We start from the raw sequence: 18,501 nt of genomic DNA, 5'->3' as shown, positions 1-18,501 counted from the left end.
GAATCATCTCACTTCTCTACTATTGTAATGGTATAAGGGCTGATCTCTAGGCCGGGGATACGGATGCTGCCCTGCTGCTGTGCAGAGATGGTGGTCCGCAGCCTTGCGCCGCGCAGCACTTCCAGCTCCGGGTGGCCTAACATCAGACGCTGAAGCAGCTTCTGGCATTCGTCCGCCACGCCGTGGCCCTCCGCCTCCTGTTCCTCGACCGTAATTACGGCATGGAAAAATTGCACCCACAAATCCACGGCATCCGGGCAATCCGCCCAGCGCCGCTGCTCCTGCTCCGTGAACGCCTCCGCAGTGAAGGTGAAGAGGCCGTGCGCAGCCACTCCCGCTATAACCGGCAGCCACAGCTCGCATACCTCTGTCCACGGAATGCCTTTGGGCACATAATGAAAGTCCTCGTCTTCCCCGGCTTCCTCCGGTGCATCCAGCGTATCCTCCGGCAGGAAGCCGACATCCTGCTCTTCCCAGGCCCAGGCGAGCGGATAGATGAAATCCTGGCCGGGCGAGAACAGCCCGCTGATCAAGGTCTCCAGGCTGTCCCCGTCCGGCAGTCCTTCCGGCTTCACCCATTCCTCCCATACATGGGTACGAAAGTTGAAGCCTGCGGCACCCCAGAATAATTCCGGGAAGTTCAGCCGCAGATTCGTCTCCGCTTCGAAGATGCTCAGCACGACCTCAGCAAGCTCGTCATGCACCCGCCGGGACAGCTCCACCCGCTCGGAGAGCTGACGCAGCTCATTGAAATCTATGACATCCTTCTCATCATTGGCCAGCCGGGCCAGCGAGCGGTGAATATTATCGAAATGCTTGCGCTCCTCGTCAAATTGCTGGTGAATCTCCTCCAGCCGCTCATGCCGCTGAGTGCCGTATTCGCTGAAGATATGCTTCGGATTACGGCGCAGGGCATTGCGGTATTCCTGCTGCTGCTGAATCATTTTGCGCACGCGGGAGATCAGCTCATTCACATCCTGCATCGCCCGGGTCACCCGTCCATGCTTGATATGCATCTGAATCTCCAGCAGCTTGATGCTGATCTGGAACTCATCGATAATCTCATGGCTCATGAAGATCAGCTCCATCGCATACTCGGAGAGCCGGTAGATGGTGGTGCCGTTCTCTTCCCAGCTGATGCGTGTAGCATCCTCATCCACGGTGAAATACTTGTATTTCTGTATCACGATCTGCCGGGTATGGTCATCGTAATAATGGGCCTCGAAGTCCCCGCCGCTACCGCTCCACAGCAGGCCGTCTACCAGCCGTTCCACCGATTCCGGGCTGCCCAGCTTCGCAATGCCGAAGCGCTCCAGCGAGCTCCACGCCAGATCCACCAGATCCTCCCTGGCCCGCTGTTCATTCGATTCCAGCTCCAGATAATAGACCTGCAGCAGCACACTAAGCGCAATCATTTCCTTATACGGCTGCAGCTCACCCAGATTCATGCCTGCACCCAGACTCCATAGGGGATTCAGCCGCTTGTTCCGTTCTCCGAAATCATTCCAGTTCATGCTCTTGCCAACCTCGCCATCACTTCATAATTTCCCTACAACATAACATAAACCCAAATCCGCACCGCAGGGTGAAGTATGGGCCAGAACCTACAGAGATATAGACGTTGTATAAATGCTCAGGACCCCGAAATAATGGGAATGTATGTTTCTATTCTCATGTCTTTCTATTATAACAATGTTTCATAGATATGGCTATTTGCAAAATGAATAGAGGAGCCCTTGTCAGGACCCCTCTATGTTATGGCACGAATTCACAGCATAACGCTAGTACCTTATCAGATTTAAAATAGTAGATCAGACGCAATTCCCCTTCAAATTACATCTTTTTTCCAAGCGGGCCTTGTTCTTCAGGGGCGTTTGGCTTAGCGTAACGGACTGAGGCGCTCTTATTTGGGAAGAAAGTCGCCAATTGGGCGAGTAACGGACTCCACAGGCCTTATCCTTTGCACGTCAGCTCCGAAACGTCTCATAGAGAGACTATAAGGTCGCCTGAGTCCGTTAAACTGCAAAAAGTGGCGTTTTCGCGGCGATAAGATCTCTCCGGTCCGTTAGATTTTGGGTGGATAGGGTTTAACAAGCTTATCCATCCTTTGAAATCTGATGCTCTACTAATTGTACTTCTCATTCACCAGATATTGCAGATTCCCCTTCACCGCAGGCCACTCCTGATCGAGGATACTGTACACCACATTATCCAGAACCTCTCCGTGAGCGGTGATCCTGTGCTTGCGCAGAACGCCCTCCCGGACCGCGCCAATCCGTTCTATGGCCTGCTGCGAGCGCAGATTGCCACTGACAATGGTGAACTCCACCCGGATCAGGTTCAGCACCTCAAAGCCATATTGCAGCAAAAGCAGCTTCGACTCCGTATTCACCGCCGTTCTCCAATATTCCGGCGAGATCCAGGTGCAGCCAATCTCTGCATTACGATGCGTAAGGTCCAGATGCATTAACCGCGTAGTCCCTACGATCCGGCCGGATGCCTGCTCCACCATCACATAGGGCATATCCTTGCCTGCTGCCTGATTCGCCAGAGCCGCATCCACCAGTTGTCCTGTCTCTTCCTCTGAGCTGATCCGTCTCCAGGTGTATTCCCAAATTAGCGGATTGTGCAGCAACTTCACCAGTTCCTGTCTATGTTCTTCCATCATGGGCACAAGTCTGATGGCCTTTCCCTCAAGCTGCTTATAATCTGTTGAAATCACACGGTCTCCCCCTGAGCGGTTCTCATCTTATATAATGAAGCGATTTAATTCCATCCGTCAATCTGAGCCGTTAATTGCTGTATGAACTCCTGAGCGTTCAGCGTGAGCAGTGTGTTCTGCGCACGGCTTCTTACCGAGATTGTCCCGTCATTTTGCTCCTGATCTCCCAGCACCAGCATATACGGGATTTTCTCCAGCTGAGCTTCACGGATTCTGTAGCCCAGCTTCTCATTCCGGGAATCTACCTCCACCCGCAGTCCGGCTGTTGCCAGCTGTCTTCTGACCTTCTCGGCATACTCGTCATGAACCACAGAGACTGGCAGCACTTTGACCTGCACCGGAGACAGCCACAGCGGGAACGCTCCGCTATAGTGCTCTGTAAGAATACCCATGAACCGGTCAATGGAGCCGAACACCGCACGGTGGATGACCACCGGACGATGCTTGTTGTTATCTTCGCCGATATACGTCAGGTCGAACTTCTCGGGCATTTGGAAATCCAGTTGAATGGTACCGCATTGCCAGCTCCGCTTCAGGGCATCGAGAACGTGGAAATCAATTTTCGGCCCGTAAAAAGCGCCATCTCCCTCATTCACCCGGTATTCGATTCCGTTATTCTGCAGTACCCGCGCAAGCGACGCCTCCGCCTGATCCCACAGGGCTTCATCCCCCATGTAATCCTCCGGCCGTGTAGACAGCTCGACCTTATACTCGAATCCGAAGATGGAATAGAACTGATCAATCAGCTTCAGCACCTGGCTGATCTCAGACTCAATCTGCTCAGGCAGGACAAACAGATGGGCGTCATCCTGGCAAAAGGTACGGACCCGCATCATCCCGTTCAGCGCGCCGGAAGACTCATGGCGGTGAACCTGGCCGTATTCCGCAATCCGGATCGGCAGGTCCCGGTAGGAACGGAGGCTGTTCTTGTAGATCAGCATGTGGCCGGGACAGTTCATCGGCTTCAGTGCAAAGTCTGTCTCATCCACCTTCGTGAAATACATCTCATCCTTGTAATGGTCCCAATGCCCGGATTGCTCCCACAGACGCCGGTTCATCATCAGCGGGGAGCGAACCTCCTCATAACCGTCCGCGCGCTGCAGCCTGCGGGAGAAATCCTCCAGCGCTGTACGGATCAGCATCCCCTTGGCCAGGTAGAATGGCATGCCCGGCGCTTCCTCGGAGAACATGAACAGTCCCAGCTCCTTGCCCAGCTTGCGGTGATCCCGCTTCTTCGCTTCCTCCAGCATGTACAGATGCTCCTCCAGCGCGGCTGCGCTCAGGAAGGCCGTGCCGTATATCCGCTGAAGCACCTGATTATCAGCATCCCCGCGCCAGTAGGCACCCGCTACACTAAGCAGCTTGAACGCCTTAATCCGTCCAGTGGAGGGCAGATGGGGCCCCCGGCAAAGGTCAGTGAATTCACCTTGCTCGTACAGGCTGATCACCGCGTCCTCCGGCAGATCACGGATCAGCTCCAGCTTCAACGGCTCTTCGAGCTGTTCAAAGTACAGCACCGCTTCCTCTCTGCTGACCGCCCGGCGCCGGATCGGCAGGTTCTCCTTGATAATCTTCTCCATCTCCCGCTCAATCGCAGCCAGATCCTCGCTGGATAGGGGCTGTGCAATATCTATATCGTAATAGAAGCCGTCCTCGATTACCGGACCAATGCCCAGCTTCACGTTCCGTTCTCCATAGATCCGCTTGATAGCCTGGGCCATCAGATGGGCTGTACTGTGTCTGTGAATCATCAGCCCGTCGCTGCTGCCCTCCAATACGATCTCCACGAGGCTGTCCCCTTCAACCGGGCAATCAAGGTCAACGAGTCTGCCATCGATTTTGCCGGCTACCGCCTTCTTCCTTAGACTTACACTGATTGACTCGGCAATCTGCGCAATCGTGGTGTTACGCGAATACCTCCTACTTGCTCCATCCGGCAGCTGCACTTGAATCTCCATGATTATGGCCTCCATTTCTTGAGTGTATATTCGTATATAAAAACACAAAAAAACGCATCTCATCCCGGAAAGGGACGAGTGCGTCTTAAGCTCGTGGTTCCACCCTAATTCGATTATACGTCACCTAACCCCCGGCTGTTCGGCGGAAAGATGTTCAGTACAATCCTCATGGCATCCGCTAACGGGGATGGGTCGGTGGCATTTACAGCCTCGCTAACAGCAGGAGGGTTCAGTGTCACGGCTATAGAGGGGTAACATCCGGCTGGTCTCTGTAAGAAGCTCTCACCTTGCACTTCTCTCTCTGGTCAGTCCTCACAGGATATCCTGTCTCTGGTCATTGCCTTGAGTATGGTGTTGCTGGTTACATAATACTCGCGGCCTTCGCCAAAAGTCAATACCGCGCAGAAAAAAACTTAAAATCCGCTTTCCGCTGGACCGCTTAATTCTTAAACTTTAACTCCCTTAATCCTTTAACTTGTAGGCCTTATCCGTTCATCTCACTCCTCTGTATCCGCAGGATAATATCCCCCACTTCTTCCACCGTATGCGCAATATAATCCGCTCCGGCCGCCGATAATTCCTCTTCAGAACCATAGCCGAACAACACGCCCACTGAGGCTACGCCGCAGGCTTTTGCACCAATAATGTCATGCTCCCGGTCTCCGATCATCAGCGACTGCGAAGCAAGAAGATTATTCTCGTCCAGTACATGCTGAATCACCTCGCGCTTCTTCGAACGCGTGCCGTCGAGGTTGCTGCCTGCTGCGTACTGGAAGAAGCCGTCCAGCGCATAATGGCGAAGGATTTGTTCAGCGAATACGATAGGCTTGGAGGTCGCCACATACAGCTCGAACCCCTCGTCTCTCAAACGCTCCAGCAGCTCGGGAATGCCTGGAATCACATGATTCTCGAACATCCCCAGCGTCCGGTAACGCTCCCGGTAGAACTCCACCGCCTGTGCCGCTGCCTCTGCTGTGAAGCCTTGAATTTCGATAAAAGAATCATATAGCGGCGGACCTATGTACGGAATCAGCAGGTCAGGATGCTCCACCTCTATGCGGAATTGGTTAAGCGCATACTCCACGCTTTTGGTGATGCCTTCCTTGGGGTCAGTCAATGTGCCGTCCAGATCAAATAAGATGTGCTTCAAGCCGTTCTTCATCTCTCCCGGATGCTCCCTTCGTGTGCAATTGCTATCTATCATACCTTTCTTCCTGTTTATTTTCCATCCTCAGGATGCTATAATTCAGGGCAATTCGAGGAGCAGGAGGAATACGATGATACTACTGAATCCCGCCACAATACTCATAGGTGACTATCGCTTCGAAGCAAGGAACAATGCCGGACCTGAAGTTGTTGTATATGACAAGGAAGGCAGAGTGTATCGCCTGGATGCGGACTTCACGCCTCGTGACGCCGGACAGCTCTATAACTTACAACCGCTTAACCTGGACTCTCTTTCGTTCCATCCTGAGCGGGAGATGGCGGCTTTCATTATGCAGGATGCGGCAATAGGCGCAGGAGACTTTACAGGCGGCTTGCTGTGGAGCAAAGCCGGAGCGTATGTATGTGTTCTTTTCTCGCGTGATGGGGGTCTAATCTGGTCTGTAGACAAGCTGGACGAAGAACATCTGCGGATTTCAGTGTTTCATAGCGGGGACGGAACGTTAGCACATTCACTAGACTTGGAAGATCCCTTCGGTGACAGTATGCTGCGGTTGAGTGACATCCCTGAATCGGATGCTGTAACCCTTGAGCTGGCAGCGGGTCAGAATGGGATATCCGTGTTTGAGTTATCCATTCAAGAGGATGGGCTGCGCAGCCGGGAGATGTTCCCGCAGGGGTGTTACCTTGCACCGGCGTGGCATCCTGACGGCAAGCAATTATTCACATTAGAGAACGATATGCAGGTATACGCCCGCTTCTCCTATCCAGCCTTGGAGCTGCTCCAGGAACAGGGCCCGCACGACGGGGACTACGAAGATGAGGTTGAGGAAGAGGACAGTTATCCGGGGTATGGAATGCTCTATCTTCAGAACGGTCAGACCATCACGCAAAATTCGAATGAACGCTTCTTCCTGTTTGACCCGGCGAAGATGGAGCGTATCGATGAATGGGCTTTTGCCGGATATGAACCTGTGCCTGCGAGTGTCGTCTTCCCTTCCCTGGATGATGATCCCTCCCAGTATTCACAGATTCAATCGTGTGAGAGGGCCGGCAGCCTATTGATGTTCAGGACCGGCTCTCTGCACGATATCCCTCATTTGCTGATGGTTGAGGAAGCAGCACTCACGGAAGCCATCCGCTCCGTGCTTACCAAGCCACGCGGATAATCAGACCCTTAGGGTCACCGACTTCCAGATAGGCGGCCTGGCCGTTCACATCATCATAAGGGAAGCCGTAGGCCAGTCCGCTGATGCTGTGGTCATGCCAGAACTTCGCATAGAAGTTCGCAGGAGCCGCTTTGTAATAGTCCGCGACATTGTTCCAGTTACTGGAGGTGAAGACATGGCGGTTAATTGCAGCGCTGGTAGCCGCATCTATAAGCGACCCGTCATTGCGCAGAATATCCTGGGTGCTGTAGCTGGAATAGCCTGCGAAATAGTTGCTATTAGCCCCGCCGGCTTTGAACGATCCATGCACTGGAGCAATAATCCGGTAAGGTGCCTGCTCGGTTGCCAGCGATTTGAAGGCCGCAGGAACTTCATTCTGGTATTTGCTGAAAATCCCGGCACGTGTCTCTGATTCCAGCTCACCAACCGTCTTATCATACCCGCCGGACAAGCCTACCAGCCGGTGCTGGATCGGGAAGCCGAAGGCATCTACACGGGTGGTATTGCCATGATAACCTGTAGCATCTACCGTGAATTCTACGAAGTCGAAATAGAGATTACGGTTAGGATCGGTCGGATTATCAATATCCGGTCCGGCGAAGCCGTCGTCATAGGTTTTAATATACAGCGGCGTGCCCACACTGAGGAACATGCGGCCGGAGGTGATTTTGGGCAGCGTCACCCAGGAAGCCTGATTCACCGTATGATAAATATTGGCATAGTTGACTCCATTCTTGGACAAATGGCCGGAAGCATTATTCAGGGCATTCGAGATCGGAACCAGATTGCCGCTCAGATCCAGATAGCTCCATTTGCCGTTGGCCGGGTTAATGCCGATTACGCCCCAATAGATCTGGCTGTCGGGATACACGCCTCCCGTTCCATTCATGACCTTGACCGACACAGAGCCGGCGGGCGGTGCCGGGATGGAGGAAGCCGCAATGGAATAGATCGAGCCTGAAGAGCCGGAAGGCGGCGGCGTCGATGTCGGCCCGGTTCCTGCCGTGAAGTTGAACCAGCCGGTATCATAGGCCGGAGTGCCGTTGTTGTAAGTGAAGAAGTACGAGAGTGCTGTGCCGCTGGAAACACCTGTAACCACCTGCTCATAACGCGCTTTACTGTTGTTATACGTCATACGGTAGTTAAGCTGGGTACCTGAATTTACTTTGTAATGCACATCGGTCCAGCTCGTATTGACTGAAGATTTGAACCAGATAGTGGCCGAGGTTCCCGACAGGTCTACCCCTTGGGTAAAGTCTGCAGCGGCTGCTTTGGAATTGAACAAGGGCAGGCATGAGAGCAAAAGCACGAACGCAAGCATCGTCATTAGCCATTTTTTGGACATCCTAACATTCCTCCTGAATTATATTGGTATTTCTGTATCCGTTTACAAATATGATTATAGTATCGTCTTCTGCGATTTAGTAGGCACGAAATTTCGGATTTAGGTTCCCATATTTTGGTTTTGTGCTGCGAAAATATCAAAAAGCCCTTAAATCCCAGATGCCTGGTCATTAAAGGCTTTTTTGCGCTTCTACATCCTATCCGCTAGTCCCAATGCTGTGAAATAAAGGTATCCCGCCCGGACTGCTCACGGTCCTCCTTATAATGCTTCGGATTCTTCTTGTGATAGTTCTGATGATAGTCTTCTGCCGGATAGAACATCGGTGCAGGCAGAATCTCCGTCACTACAGGAAGCTCGAATCTGCCGCTAACCGCCACCTGTTCCCGGGAAGCCAACGCAGCCAGCCGCTGCTCTTCTGTATAGTAGAATACCGCCGTACGGTACTGCGTTCCCCGGTCTTGAAACTGCCCGCCGTCATCTGTCGGATCAATCTGCGGCCAAAATAGCGCAAGCAGCTGCTCATACGGGAAGAGCTCCGGGTCATACGTGATCTGCACCACCTCATAGTGACCGGTTGTCCCTGTCTTCACCTGCTCATAGGTCGGGTTCTCTACCGTTCCTCCTGCGTAACCCGATACAATCCCCTGGATTCCGGGAAGCTCTTCGAATGGTGTAACCATGCACCAGAAGCAGCCTCCGGCAAACATTGCCTGTTCACTAGCCATACTCCCACTCCCTGTCTCTCATCTGCTGACTCCCGTCAAAGCCTGTACTGAAGATAATACCTAATGATCATAAAGTCAATTGGATCACTTGCATTAATCATTCATCCCTAAGCTTAATAAATAGAATATTTATTCTATTGATATTCAAAAACAAAGAAGATTAAACTTCAAATGATTTCGCTTGGGAATTGCGGTTTTTAATAGTCCCGGTCAATAAACCTGTTTTTTATCGTTATTTTTGCCCCGAAATCTATCTTTCTTAACCTTTATAGCGGAATACATATTCTGTTAATTGACATTTCTTTGCAGGAGATGTACTATTTTATAGAATGATTTTTCCGCTGGTGAGGTGTAATGATGGGTAAACGCGATGATATTCTTCAGGCAACCCTTGATTTGATTACTGAAGAAGGCTTACAATCTGTTACTTTTGCCAAAATATTCAAGAGAGCCAATGTCGGCTCCAGCACATTCTACCATTATTTCGGAAACAAAGAGCAACTGGTCAACGATCTGTACCATACAGTCCGCATACATAAAAATGAGTTCGTCATGAACGGCTACGACCCCGGCTTAACGGTCTATGAGCGTGTGAAGAGCCTCCTGAAAAACACAGCCAACTATTCGCTTCAATACCCCAAAGAGGTAGATTTCACAGAGAACTATTGCTCCTCGCCTTATATTTCGGAGGAATTGCGGAACACGCTTGCCCCATCCACCTTAGAGATCTTCTCCATTATTGAAGAAGGCCAGCGGCAGGGGATCATCCGCGAAATGAATGTTTGCCTGTGCTATCAGCTGATCTACGGCATATTGACCGCTGTGATCAAGGGCTATCTGGATGGGAAATACCCGCTCAATGAGCAGCAGATTCAGCAGACCATTGAAGCTTGCTGGCTTGCGATCAAGCTCTAACGGCTTACGGTCTCTTCTTGGTTAGAGGAACACAAATAAGGCTATCTCCCAAGCAGAAGCTCTGCATAAGAGACAGCCTATTCCGGCACCCGGCCGGTTGATGAATGCTAGACCTGGGGAATCAGATTCCGGCTCCCCGAGGATTTATAGATCTCAGCAATCAGCGTAAGCGCCTTGATTCCTTCAGCCCCGTCAATCCAGAACCTGCGGCCTTCACGGATATGGCCGTAGAAATCATGAATCAACCGTGAATGTCCGCTGCCCCAGTAGGATTTTCCGCCGCTGCTGATATTCTGCGGCTCACAGAGCATCGTCTCCTGACCATCCTTCCACAGATACAGGCTGTCCCGGCGCTGCTGCAGGGTCCCTTGCTCGAAGACCAGCTCCAGCTCCACCGGCGAATTGGCCTGATACGCATTGGTCCCGTAGAAGAGTCCGCGCACCTTGTTCTTGAAGTCGATACACGCATGTGCGCTGTCCTCGACCTCAATGACCTCATCCAGGACATCGGTGCTGACACTGCCCTTCACGGCAGCGATGTCACCGCCGAACCATTGCAGCAAATCCAGGGTATGGATCGCCTGATTGATCAGTACACCCCCGCCTTCAGTAGCCCAGCGGCCCCTCCAGGCGCTGTTCGTGTAGTACTCCTCACTCCGGGTCCAGGTCACCACGCCCTTCATGCAGAGGAGCTTCCCCATAATACCGGAATCTATCACTTCCCTGATGCGCACCGAAGGCTCATTATAGCGGTTCTGGAACACTACACCCAGCTGACCCGAAGCCTGCTCTGCAACCTCCTGCATCAAGCGGGCCGACGGCACATCCAGCGCCATCGGCTTCTCGGTCAGCACATGCTTGCCGGCCTTCAGCAGCTCCACCGCCATTCCGGCATGCAGATGATGCGGCGTGCACAGATGGACTACGCCAATATCTGTCCGCTCCAGCAGTTCCCTGTAATCCGTCAGGCCTTCACATTCATAATCCTGAGCAGACTGTGCTGCCTGAACAGGATCACTGTCCACCACGGCTGCCAGCCGCGCATTCGGGATCGAAGCAATGGCTCTGGCATGCAGCGGGGCAATCGCCCCGCAGCCAACTATCGCTGCTTGAGTGCTATTCATCTTATCCACCTTCCGATCTTCTGATAGCTGCTTTACAACTATTTGAGCGTATCCGGGGTCAGATTCACTGCTTGCCGCTGCGCCTCCAGACAGAGTTCAGCCGCCTTGAACGCATGCTCCTGGGTCATCGCCTTCTCCGTCCGTTCCAGGCAGTCCAGAATCAGCTCACCGAAGAACGGGAAGCCGATCTTCCCGGCCACATGCTCATAATGCTCTCCCCCGCCGTCTACCCAGTAGACATGATCCGGTGTGCTGGAGCGGCCGATATCGCTGTATTTGCGCAGCTCGATATAACCTTCCGTGCCGAGAATGATCGTCCGTCCATCACCCCAGGTCCCAAGCCCCGCAGGAGTGAACCAGTCCACACGAAAATACTGCGTAGCCCCGTTGTCCCCAACCAGCGTAGCATCACCGTAATCCTCCAGCTCCGGGTAAGCCGGATTGTTGTAGTTGGCGACCTTGCTGTGCAGCACCTTGGCATCGCGGCAGCCTGCATAGAACAGGAACTGTTCAATCTGGTGGCTGCCGATGTCACAGAGAATACCGCCGTATTTGTCACGCTGGAAGAACCATTCCGGCCGGCTCGGTGCATTTAACCGGTGCGGACCCAGCCCCATGACCTGAAGCACACGGCCAATCGCCCCTTGCTGCACCAGCTGACCGGCATAGACAGCGCTCTCCACATGCAGTCTTTCACTGTAATACGTCATGTATTTCCGCCCCGTCTGCTCCACTTGAAGGCGGGCCGCCGCAAGCTGGTCCAGGGAGGTGAATGGAGATTTGTCCGTGAAATAATCCTTCCCGTGCGCCATCACGCGCAGACCGAGCGGACCGCGCTCCGAAGGAACGGCCGCCGCTGCGACAAGCCGGACCTCAGGATCTTCAAGAATCTCTTCGGCAGAACGTGCGGCTCTGACACCGGGATACTTGTTCAGGAACGCTTTTACCTTATCGGGGTCAGGGTCGTATACCCACTTCAGCTCAGCCCCCGCTTCCACAAGCCCGTTGCACATCCCATAGATATGCCCATGATCCAGTGCCAGCGCGGCGATCACGAATTCACCGGGCCCTACAACCGGCTTCGCCTCATGTACAGGGGCATACATCATACCATCCTTGCGGCTCATGACTGTTCCCGCAATCTGGCGTGCAGATGCCGGAGGCTGATCTCCAGGCTCTCGAACGGATCACGCTGGCACACATCCTGCTCCACAATATACCATTCCACCCCAGTCTTGCGGCAGGCCTCAATGATCGCTCCATAGTTCATATTGCCTTCGCCGATCTCGGCGAACACAGGCTTCTTGTTCAGAATCGCCATATCCTTGAAATGCACAGCTTGCATTCTGCCTTCCACTTTATGAATCCACTCTACTGGATCTCCGCCCCCGGCCTGCACCCAGTACAGATCCAGCTCGAAGCCGAAGGCCTCTGGATCACTCTCCTTCAGCATCACTTCCATGCCGGTGAGCCCGTCAAAGCTTTCAAATTCAAAATCATGATTATGATACACGAATTGCAGGCCATGCTTTTCCTTCAGGGTACGGGCAATGCCGGAAGCCAGTTTAGTAAAGGTGCGGTAACCCTCCTGGCTGGTCTGATATTCTCCCGGCAGCGAACCCAAGCCAATGTATTTGCAGTCCCACAGCTTATGCTCGGCAGCGAGCGCATCCAGATCATTCACCAGCCGGTCCCAGGGAACATGCGTCGCACAGATCTTCAGGTTGAACTCATCCGCGTAGTCCTTCACCAGCTGAGGGTCCATTTTGCCGATTCCCGAAATCTGTACTGCCTGGTAGCCGATGCTGCTGACTTTACGAAGACTCTCTCTTAAGCCCTCCGGTGTCTGGGTAAATTCACGCAGGGTATACATTTGGGCCGCGATATTTGAACGCTCCATATTAAAGATCCACTCCTTGAGTATAGTTTGATTGGGCTCTAGTGCGTGCCCGATACATCCAGGGCTTTCTGGCTGACCGGCGCTTTCTGAAAAGTCGAATTCTCCACCTGCTCCATCAGCTTCGCATAGAACAGCTCACTGTCGATCGGCAGGTCCACCCAGTTATCGGTCCACGCGGACAAATACATAGCATTAGACAGGGTCAAGCCGTGAATGCCCTCTTCTCCCGGAGCCAGCAGCGGCTCATCGTGCAGAATAGCATTGGTGAAGTTGCGCAGAATGCCCTTATGCTGTTCTCCATTTCCGGCCTCCACCGGAATCTCGCACTTCCAGCATTCCGGTGCGCCGAACCCTCCGGTGTATTCAGCATTGAATTTGGGTGCAGCTGTTCGGAGGCGGTAGAAGGTCAGCTTCCCGTCTTCAATGACGATTTTGCCGTTGTCGCCGTTAATTTCGAACCGGTTCGTCCCCGGTGCTTCGCCTGTAGTGGTGATGAACAGCCCGGTTGCGCCGTTCTCATATTCCACATAAGCGGTGACATCATCCTCCACCTCGATATTGCGGTATTTCCCGAAATGGCAAAAAGCGCGTACCCGTTTAGGCATCATACCAGTGGTCCACTGCCAGAGATCAAGCTGGTGCGGGTCCTGGTTCAGCAGTACCCCGCCGCCTTCCCCGCCCCAGGTTGCCCGCCAGCCGCCGGAATCATAGTAGCTCTGAGAGCGGTACCAATTGGTGATAATCCAGTTCGTGCGCCGGATCTCCCCCAGCTCCCCGGACTGGATCAAGTCTCTCAGCTTCTGATAGAGCGGGTTCGTCCGCTGGTTATACATAATGCCAAACTTGCGGTCAGACTTCGCTGCGGCGTCATTCATCTCCTGTACTGCCTTCGTATACACGCCTGCGGGCTTCTCAATCAATACATGCAGCCCGTAGCCCAGCGCTTCGATCGCGAGCGGCGGATGGTCATAATGCGGGGTGGCAATCATCACCGCATCAATGATCCCGGACTTGAACAGCTCCTCCGGCGACAAAAAGCGCTGCACGCTATCCGGCAAATGCTCCTCTGCCCAATCCAGCCGCTCAGGGCTGCTGTCGCATACCGCTGTAAGCTCAGCTCCCTTAATATCACTCAGCAGACTCTGTGCATGGGTCCGCCCCATATTGCCTACTCCAATAATTCCAAATCGTACCTTATCCATCTCCCAGTCCCTTCCTGAAACAGTTTATGATATGAGGATAACCCTATTTGCCGGTGGTGACCATGACTGTAATTAAGGTATATTTGTATATAAATAAGATGCATTAGATAAATGAAAGCGTTATAATAGCTTTAAAGCCTTATTTGAAGGAGACCCGACATGAATAGGACTGCGAACGGCAATTTGACCGGACGCCTGCTGCATAACCTGACGGTTACCGTCACCCATGCCCAGTTAACCAGCAGATACCCGGGCTGGAACCGGACGAATGAGACCCCTTCCTTCAACCGGCTGTATTATATAGATTCCGGTGAAGGCAAGGTCATTATCAACGGAGTGGCCTATTATCCCAGACCCGGTCAGCTGATGATTATGCCCGCCGGTTCCACCCAGACCACCGATACCTCGCGGGCTGATCCTTATACACGCTACTACTGTCACTTCGATGCGCAGATCGGGGAATGGCCGCTGTTTCATTCGGCGAATAAGCTCTATATCTGTGATGTGCCTGACCCGGAGGCGGCCCGGACGATGTTTGCGGAGATGATTGAATGGTTTCAGGATACTGGCTTCCTCGCTACCCTGCGGACGCAAGCCGCGCTGCTTACGCTGCTGTCGCTCTGCCTTGAATCGGGAGGGTATAGCAATTTCCTTGACGACCTGACGCATACGAGCGACCAGGGCAAGCTGGCGAGTGTGCTGGGCTACATCGATCAACGGTTAATGCGGCCGCTGACAGTAGAGGAGCTGGCAGAGCTGGTTCATCTGCACCCGAACTACTTCATTCCCTACTTCAAGAAATTCATCGGCGTTCCGCCGATGCAGTACGTCCAGCTGAAGCGAATGGAGCTGGCCAAGAGACAGCTCTCCTACACCGACTTCAGCATCTCCAGTATCGCCGAGCAGGTCGGCATGGAGCTGGCCCACTTCTCCAAGGTGTTCAAGAAGTCGACCGGCGTATCCCCGTCTGCTTACCGGAGCAGTACGAAGTAGAATATAACGGAAGTTTTCAACCAAAAATCAGCACGCCTCTTTAAGGAGACCTGCTGATTTTTTTGATGCTTTTTAATAGAATCGATGATCTGCGGTGCTCCAGCCTCTACTTAATCCCGAAATACGCATCCGCATTGTTGTAGCATATATTCTCAATCGTCCGGCCGATCAATGTATAGTCGCGCGGCAGGTCCCCCTCTTCCATCCACGTGCCGAACAGGTTGCAGAGAATCCGCCGGAAGTATTCATGGCGCGTGAAGGAGAGGAAGCTTCTGGAATCGGTCAGCATCCCGACAAAAGGACTGATCAGGCCGATGCTTGCGAGCGCCTTCAACTGCTGCAGCATGCCCTCCTTCTGGTCATGGAACCACCAGCCGGAGCCCATCTGCACCTTGCCCTTGATGCCAGGCCCCTGGAAGTTGCCGATCGCGGTGGCGATCATCTCATATTGTGAAGGATTCAGCGTGTAGACGATGGTCTTCGGCAGCTGTCCGCTGGCATCCAGCTCATTGAGCAGCGCATTGAGACTGCGGGCCATATTGAAATCCAGAATGGAATCGAAGCCGCTGTCCTTGCCGATGGCACTGAACATCCGCGCGTTGTTGTTGCGCAGCGCTCCGATGTGCAGCTGCATGCTCCAGCCCCGCTCATGATAGAGTCTGCCTAATTTATGCAGGGTATGGCTCTGGAACTTCTGTTCCTCCTGCGGGCTGATCTCTTCACCTTTGAAGGCCCGGGCGAAGATGTATGCCGCTTCATGCTCTGTAGACTGGGCATGCGGAAGCTCGCCGAAGGCCTGATCCGACAGCCGGCAGCCATGCTTGTGGAAATAATCGATCCGCGCCGTCACTGCCTGGATGAACCCGGAGTAATCGTGGATTTCAAGACCGCTCGCCTCACCAAGCAGGCCGACATATCCGGTGAAGCCTTCATCACGGATGTTCAGCACCCGGTCCGGTCTGAAGGTTGGGGCGACGACGGTCTGAAGTACGTTATCCTTCTTAAGCTGGATGTGATGCTCCAGCGAATCGATGGGATCATCCGTAGTGCAGACCACACGGACATTCAGTTTTTTGAGAATTCCCTGAGTCGTCAGATCCTCGCCCTGAAGCTGCTCGTTGCAACGTTCCCACACAAGGTCCGCAGTCTCCCCGGAGAGCAGCTCGTCAATCCCGAAATAACGCTTCAATTCCAGGTGGGTCCAGTGATACAGCGGATTGCCCACCATCTCAGGCAGAGAGCGCGCCCAGACCCTGAATTTGTCTTGGTCCGGCGCATTCCCGGTAATCAGCTGTTCGTCAATGCCGAGCCAGCGGAGCGCCCGCCACTTATAATGATCCCCGGATAAGGCCAGATCGGCGATATTGCGGAACTTGCGGTTACTGCTGATCTCCTGCGGATTCAGATGACTGTGGAAGTCGTAAATCGGCATTTGCTCGGCATAATCGTGATACAATCTCTGCGCACTTGCATTTAACAGCAGCCAGTCATCATGAATAAAAGATGAGGTATTCATATTATTCTCCAGCCTCTCGTCTATGATATGGGAGGGCCACGGATACCGTCCTTAAGCGTACAGCCGCCGCTTCTGCCCATTCGCACTACCATACTACCATACTTGTATGGTAGTATGGTAGTGCTTACACAATCGATAACAGGAGGGTTACACGATGGAATATACGATCGGTACACAAGCGCTCTCCACAAGGGACATCGTGTATCGTGCACTGAAGAATCAGATTCTGCTGCTAGAGCTGCCGCCCGGAACCGGGATTTCGGAGAAAGAAATTTCGCTGAAGTTCAGTGTTAGCCGCACTCCGGTCAGAGAGGCCTTCGTCCGTCTGGCCCAGGAGGGACTGCTTGCCGTATATCCCCAGCGGGGAACGGTAGTCTCCCTGATTGATTCCGAACTCGTGGAAGAAGCCCGCTTCATGCGTGAGCATCTGGAGCGTGCGGTCGTCCGGGAAGCGTGCAGCACCTTCCAGGCCAGGAATCTTATTGATCTGAAGGCCAATCTGGACAAGCAGAAACTCTGCATCGAAGACCAGGACTATAAGGAAATGTTCATGCTGGACGAAGAGTTCCATCATGTGATTTTCATGGGCTGCATTAAGAAGAACACCTGGGAGGTCATCCAGCAGATTAAGGTTCATCTGAACCGCAGCCGGATGCTCAAGCTCACGGCGGATCACAACTGGGAGCACCTGTACCGGCAGCATTATGGTCTATATGAAGCCATTGAGCAGCATAATATCCAGCAAGGGGATCAGATCATGCAGGAGCATATGGCCCTGACGATCGCCGACCAGGAGATGCTGATGGAGAAATATCCGCAGTATTATAAGCAAAGATCCGCAGACTGAACATAACCTGAACCTGACGCACGATTATACTTTCACCAAGAAGGGTTGGATCACTATGTCCGAGTTGGCAATACAGCCTGCACTGGCAGGCAAGACCGCTGTAATTACCGGAGGCGCCGGAGCACTCTGCAGCGCAATGGCGCTGGAGTTGGCCCGGCAAGGCATGAAGGTCGCCATTCTGAACCGTACCGGGGCCAAGGGAGCGGCTCTGGCTGCGCAGATCACCTCCGGCGGCGGCCAGTCCCTGGCCTTGGCCTGCGATGTCATGGATGCCGCAAGTGTCCGGCAGGCAGCGGATGAGATTCACCGGCACTGGGGGCCCTGCGATTTGTTAATCAACGGCGCCGGGGGTAATCAGCCTTCGGCGATCACCACCAAGGAGACCTTCCAGACTGGGGACCTGGAGAATCCTGATATCGTCTCCTTCTTCGATCTGTCTGTGAGCGGCTTCCGCAACGTCCTCGACCTGAACTTGACCGGAACATTAATTCCAACCCAGATCTTCGCCAAGCAGATGCTCGGACGCCCCGGAGCTGCGGTGATCAACATTTCCTCTATGAGTGCCGCCTCACCCTTGACCAAAATTCCGGCTTACAGCGCGGCCAAGGCAGGCATCAACAACTTCACGCAGTGGCTTGCGATTCATCTGGCAGAGTCCGGCATACGGGTGAATGCCATCGCCCCCGGCTTCTTCGTCACCGCACAGAATGAACAGCTGCTGATGAACCCGGACGGTGAACTGACAGAACGTTCGCTCAAAATCATCTCCCAGACCCCGATGCGCCGCTTCGGCACACCGGAGGATCTGCTCGGCACCCTGCTCTGGCTGGCCGATGAGCAGATGTCAGGCTTCATTACCGGCATCACTGTGCCGGTGGATGGAGGCTTCATGGCCTATTCCGGCGTGTAAGGCGATTACGG

At 53.5% G+C, this 18,501-nt stretch carries 16 protein-coding genes; 5 read left to right on the top strand and 11 right to left on the bottom strand.

What is annotated here, in order from left to right; translation table 11 throughout:
* Window positions 1-8: 8 nt before the first annotated feature.
* The 4 genes from MHH28_RS05235 to MHH28_RS05220 all read right to left on the bottom strand — a co-directional run bounded on the left by MHH28_RS05235 (window position 9) and on the right by MHH28_RS05220 (window position 5,884).
* The gene (locus tag MHH28_RS05235) at window positions 9-1,514 is read right to left on the bottom strand and encodes a hypothetical protein (RefSeq protein WP_405112710.1); all 1,506 of its coding nucleotides are present in this window, start codon (window positions 1,512-1,514) and stop codon (window positions 9-11) included.
* A gap of 611 nt (window positions 1,515-2,125) precedes the next feature.
* Window positions 2,126-2,722 (bottom strand): GNAT family N-acetyltransferase, encoded by a 597-nt coding sequence (locus MHH28_RS05230; RefSeq protein WP_405112707.1) that lies wholly within the window; start codon window positions 2,720-2,722, stop codon window positions 2,126-2,128.
* A 44-nt stretch (window positions 2,723-2,766) separates the two neighbouring features.
* The gene (gene thrS, locus MHH28_RS05225; RefSeq protein ID WP_405112705.1) at window positions 2,767-4,680 is read right to left on the bottom strand and encodes a threonine--tRNA ligase; all 1,914 of its coding nucleotides are present in this window, start codon (window positions 4,678-4,680) and stop codon (window positions 2,767-2,769) included.
* Between the two features lie 484 nt (window positions 4,681-5,164).
* Window positions 5,165-5,884 (bottom strand): HAD family hydrolase, encoded by a 720-nt coding sequence (locus MHH28_RS05220; protein ID WP_405112703.1) that lies wholly within the window; start codon window positions 5,882-5,884, stop codon window positions 5,165-5,167.
* Between the two features lie 73 nt (window positions 5,885-5,957).
* Between MHH28_RS05220 and MHH28_RS05215 the strand changes: the two genes are divergently transcribed.
* Window positions 5,958-7,013, top strand: coding sequence for a hypothetical protein (locus MHH28_RS05215; RefSeq protein ID WP_405112701.1), 1,056 nt, complete (start codon window positions 5,958-5,960; stop codon window positions 7,011-7,013).
* On the opposite strand, the gene MHH28_RS05210 is transcribed toward MHH28_RS05215, so the two are convergent.
* The gene (locus MHH28_RS05210) at window positions 6,994-8,358 is read right to left on the bottom strand and encodes a glycoside hydrolase family 64 protein (RefSeq protein WP_405112699.1); all 1,365 of its coding nucleotides are present in this window, start codon (window positions 8,356-8,358) and stop codon (window positions 6,994-6,996) included. The two genes, MHH28_RS05215 and MHH28_RS05210, sit on opposite strands and share 20 nt — an antisense overlap.
* Window positions 8,359-8,561: 203 nt before the next feature.
* On the bottom strand, window positions 8,562-9,083 hold the full coding sequence (gene msrA, locus MHH28_RS05205; RefSeq protein ID WP_405112697.1) for a peptide-methionine (S)-S-oxide reductase MsrA: 522 nt from the start codon (window positions 9,081-9,083) through the stop codon (window positions 8,562-8,564).
* A gap of 354 nt (window positions 9,084-9,437) precedes the next feature.
* Between msrA and MHH28_RS05200 the strand changes: the two genes are divergently transcribed.
* Window positions 9,438-9,998 carry a TetR/AcrR family transcriptional regulator gene (locus tag MHH28_RS05200; RefSeq protein ID WP_405112695.1) on the top strand — a complete coding sequence of 187 codons (561 nt, stop codon included), beginning with the start codon at window positions 9,438-9,440 and terminating at the stop codon, window positions 9,996-9,998.
* A gap of 107 nt (window positions 9,999-10,105) precedes the next feature.
* On the opposite strand, the gene MHH28_RS05195 is transcribed toward MHH28_RS05200, so the two are convergent.
* The 4 genes from MHH28_RS05195 to MHH28_RS05180 are packed head-to-tail and all read right to left on the bottom strand — an operon-like array spanning window position 10,106 to window position 14,224.
* Complete coding sequence (locus MHH28_RS05195; protein WP_405112692.1) at window positions 10,106-11,122, bottom strand: Gfo/Idh/MocA family protein; 1,017 nt, start codon at window positions 11,120-11,122, stop codon at window positions 10,106-10,108.
* A 38-nt stretch (window positions 11,123-11,160) separates the two neighbouring features.
* Window positions 11,161-12,249: a Gfo/Idh/MocA family protein gene (locus tag MHH28_RS05190; RefSeq protein WP_405112690.1), complete on the bottom strand. Its 1,089-nt coding sequence runs from the start codon at window positions 12,247-12,249 to the stop codon at window positions 11,161-11,163.
* Window positions 12,246-13,022 (bottom strand): sugar phosphate isomerase/epimerase family protein, encoded by a 777-nt coding sequence (locus tag MHH28_RS05185; RefSeq protein ID WP_405112687.1) that lies wholly within the window; start codon window positions 13,020-13,022, stop codon window positions 12,246-12,248. The genes MHH28_RS05190 and MHH28_RS05185 overlap by 4 nt, the downstream gene beginning before the upstream one ends.
* 38 nt (window positions 13,023-13,060) lie before the next feature.
* On the bottom strand, window positions 13,061-14,224 hold the full coding sequence (locus MHH28_RS05180) for a Gfo/Idh/MocA family protein (protein ID WP_405112685.1): 1,164 nt from the start codon (window positions 14,222-14,224) through the stop codon (window positions 13,061-13,063).
* Window positions 14,225-14,383: 159 nt separating this feature from the next.
* Between MHH28_RS05180 and MHH28_RS05175 the strand changes: the two genes are divergently transcribed.
* On the top strand, window positions 14,384-15,217 hold the full coding sequence (locus tag MHH28_RS05175) for an AraC family transcriptional regulator (RefSeq protein WP_405112683.1): 834 nt from the start codon (window positions 14,384-14,386) through the stop codon (window positions 15,215-15,217).
* A gap of 106 nt (window positions 15,218-15,323) precedes the next feature.
* On the opposite strand, the gene uxaC is transcribed toward MHH28_RS05175, so the two are convergent.
* Window positions 15,324-16,733, bottom strand: a complete 1,410-nt coding sequence (gene uxaC, locus MHH28_RS05170) for a glucuronate isomerase (protein WP_405112681.1) — start codon at window positions 16,731-16,733, stop codon at window positions 15,324-15,326.
* Between the two features lie 154 nt (window positions 16,734-16,887).
* Here uxaC and MHH28_RS05165 point away from each other — a divergent pair, with 154 nt between their 5' ends.
* Together MHH28_RS05165 and MHH28_RS05160 are read left to right on the top strand one after the other, a co-directional pair.
* Window positions 16,888-17,580: a GntR family transcriptional regulator gene (locus MHH28_RS05165; RefSeq protein ID WP_405112678.1), complete on the top strand. Its 693-nt coding sequence runs from the start codon at window positions 16,888-16,890 to the stop codon at window positions 17,578-17,580.
* A gap of 55 nt (window positions 17,581-17,635) precedes the next feature.
* Window positions 17,636-18,490: an SDR family oxidoreductase gene (locus tag MHH28_RS05160; RefSeq protein WP_405112676.1), complete on the top strand. Its 855-nt coding sequence runs from the start codon at window positions 17,636-17,638 to the stop codon at window positions 18,488-18,490.
* Window positions 18,491-18,501: the final 11 nt, after the last annotated feature.

It is taken from the genome of Paenibacillus sp. FSL K6-1217 (genome assembly GCF_045040735.1).
In the GTDB taxonomy this organism is placed as follows: Bacteria; Bacillota; Bacilli; order Paenibacillales; family Paenibacillaceae; genus Paenibacillus_AQ.
This window is presented reverse-complemented; position numbering and strand designations above follow the sequence as displayed.

Bases quoted from the DNA above. Each gene is read 5' to 3' on its own strand.
- MHH28_RS05235 (WP_405112710.1), bottom strand. From the start codon at position 1,514: ATGAACTGGAATGATTTCGGAGAACGGAACAAGCGGCTGAATCCCCTA.
- thrS (WP_405112705.1), bottom strand. From the start codon at position 4,680: ATGGAGATTCAAGTGCAGCTGCCGGATGGAGCAAGTAGGAGGTATTCG.
- MHH28_RS05220 (WP_405112703.1), bottom strand. From the start codon at position 5,884: ATGATAGATAGCAATTGCACACGAAGGGAGCATCCGGGAGAGATGAAG.
- MHH28_RS05215 (WP_405112701.1), top strand. From the start codon at position 5,958: ATGATACTACTGAATCCCGCCACAATACTCATAGGTGACTATCGCTTC.
- MHH28_RS05210 (WP_405112699.1), bottom strand. From the start codon at position 8,358: ATGTCCAAAAAATGGCTAATGACGATGCTTGCGTTCGTGCTTTTGCTC.
- msrA (WP_405112697.1), bottom strand. From the start codon at position 9,083: ATGGCTAGTGAACAGGCAATGTTTGCCGGAGGCTGCTTCTGGTGCATG.
- MHH28_RS05200 (WP_405112695.1), top strand. From the start codon at position 9,438: ATGATGGGTAAACGCGATGATATTCTTCAGGCAACCCTTGATTTGATT.
- MHH28_RS05195 (WP_405112692.1), bottom strand. From the start codon at position 11,122: ATGAATAGCACTCAAGCAGCGATAGTTGGCTGCGGGGCGATTGCCCCG.
- MHH28_RS05190 (WP_405112690.1), bottom strand. From the start codon at position 12,249: ATGAGCCGCAAGGATGGTATGATGTATGCCCCTGTACATGAGGCGAAG.
- MHH28_RS05185 (WP_405112687.1), bottom strand. From the start codon at position 13,022: ATGGAGCGTTCAAATATCGCGGCCCAAATGTATACCCTGCGTGAATTT.
- MHH28_RS05180 (WP_405112685.1), bottom strand. From the start codon at position 14,224: ATGGATAAGGTACGATTTGGAATTATTGGAGTAGGCAATATGGGGCGG.
- MHH28_RS05175 (WP_405112683.1), top strand. From the start codon at position 14,384: ATGAATAGGACTGCGAACGGCAATTTGACCGGACGCCTGCTGCATAAC.
- uxaC (WP_405112681.1), bottom strand. From the start codon at position 16,733: ATGAATACCTCATCTTTTATTCATGATGACTGGCTGCTGTTAAATGCA.
- MHH28_RS05165 (WP_405112678.1), top strand. From the start codon at position 16,888: ATGGAATATACGATCGGTACACAAGCGCTCTCCACAAGGGACATCGTG.
- MHH28_RS05160 (WP_405112676.1), top strand. From the start codon at position 17,636: ATGTCCGAGTTGGCAATACAGCCTGCACTGGCAGGCAAGACCGCTGTA.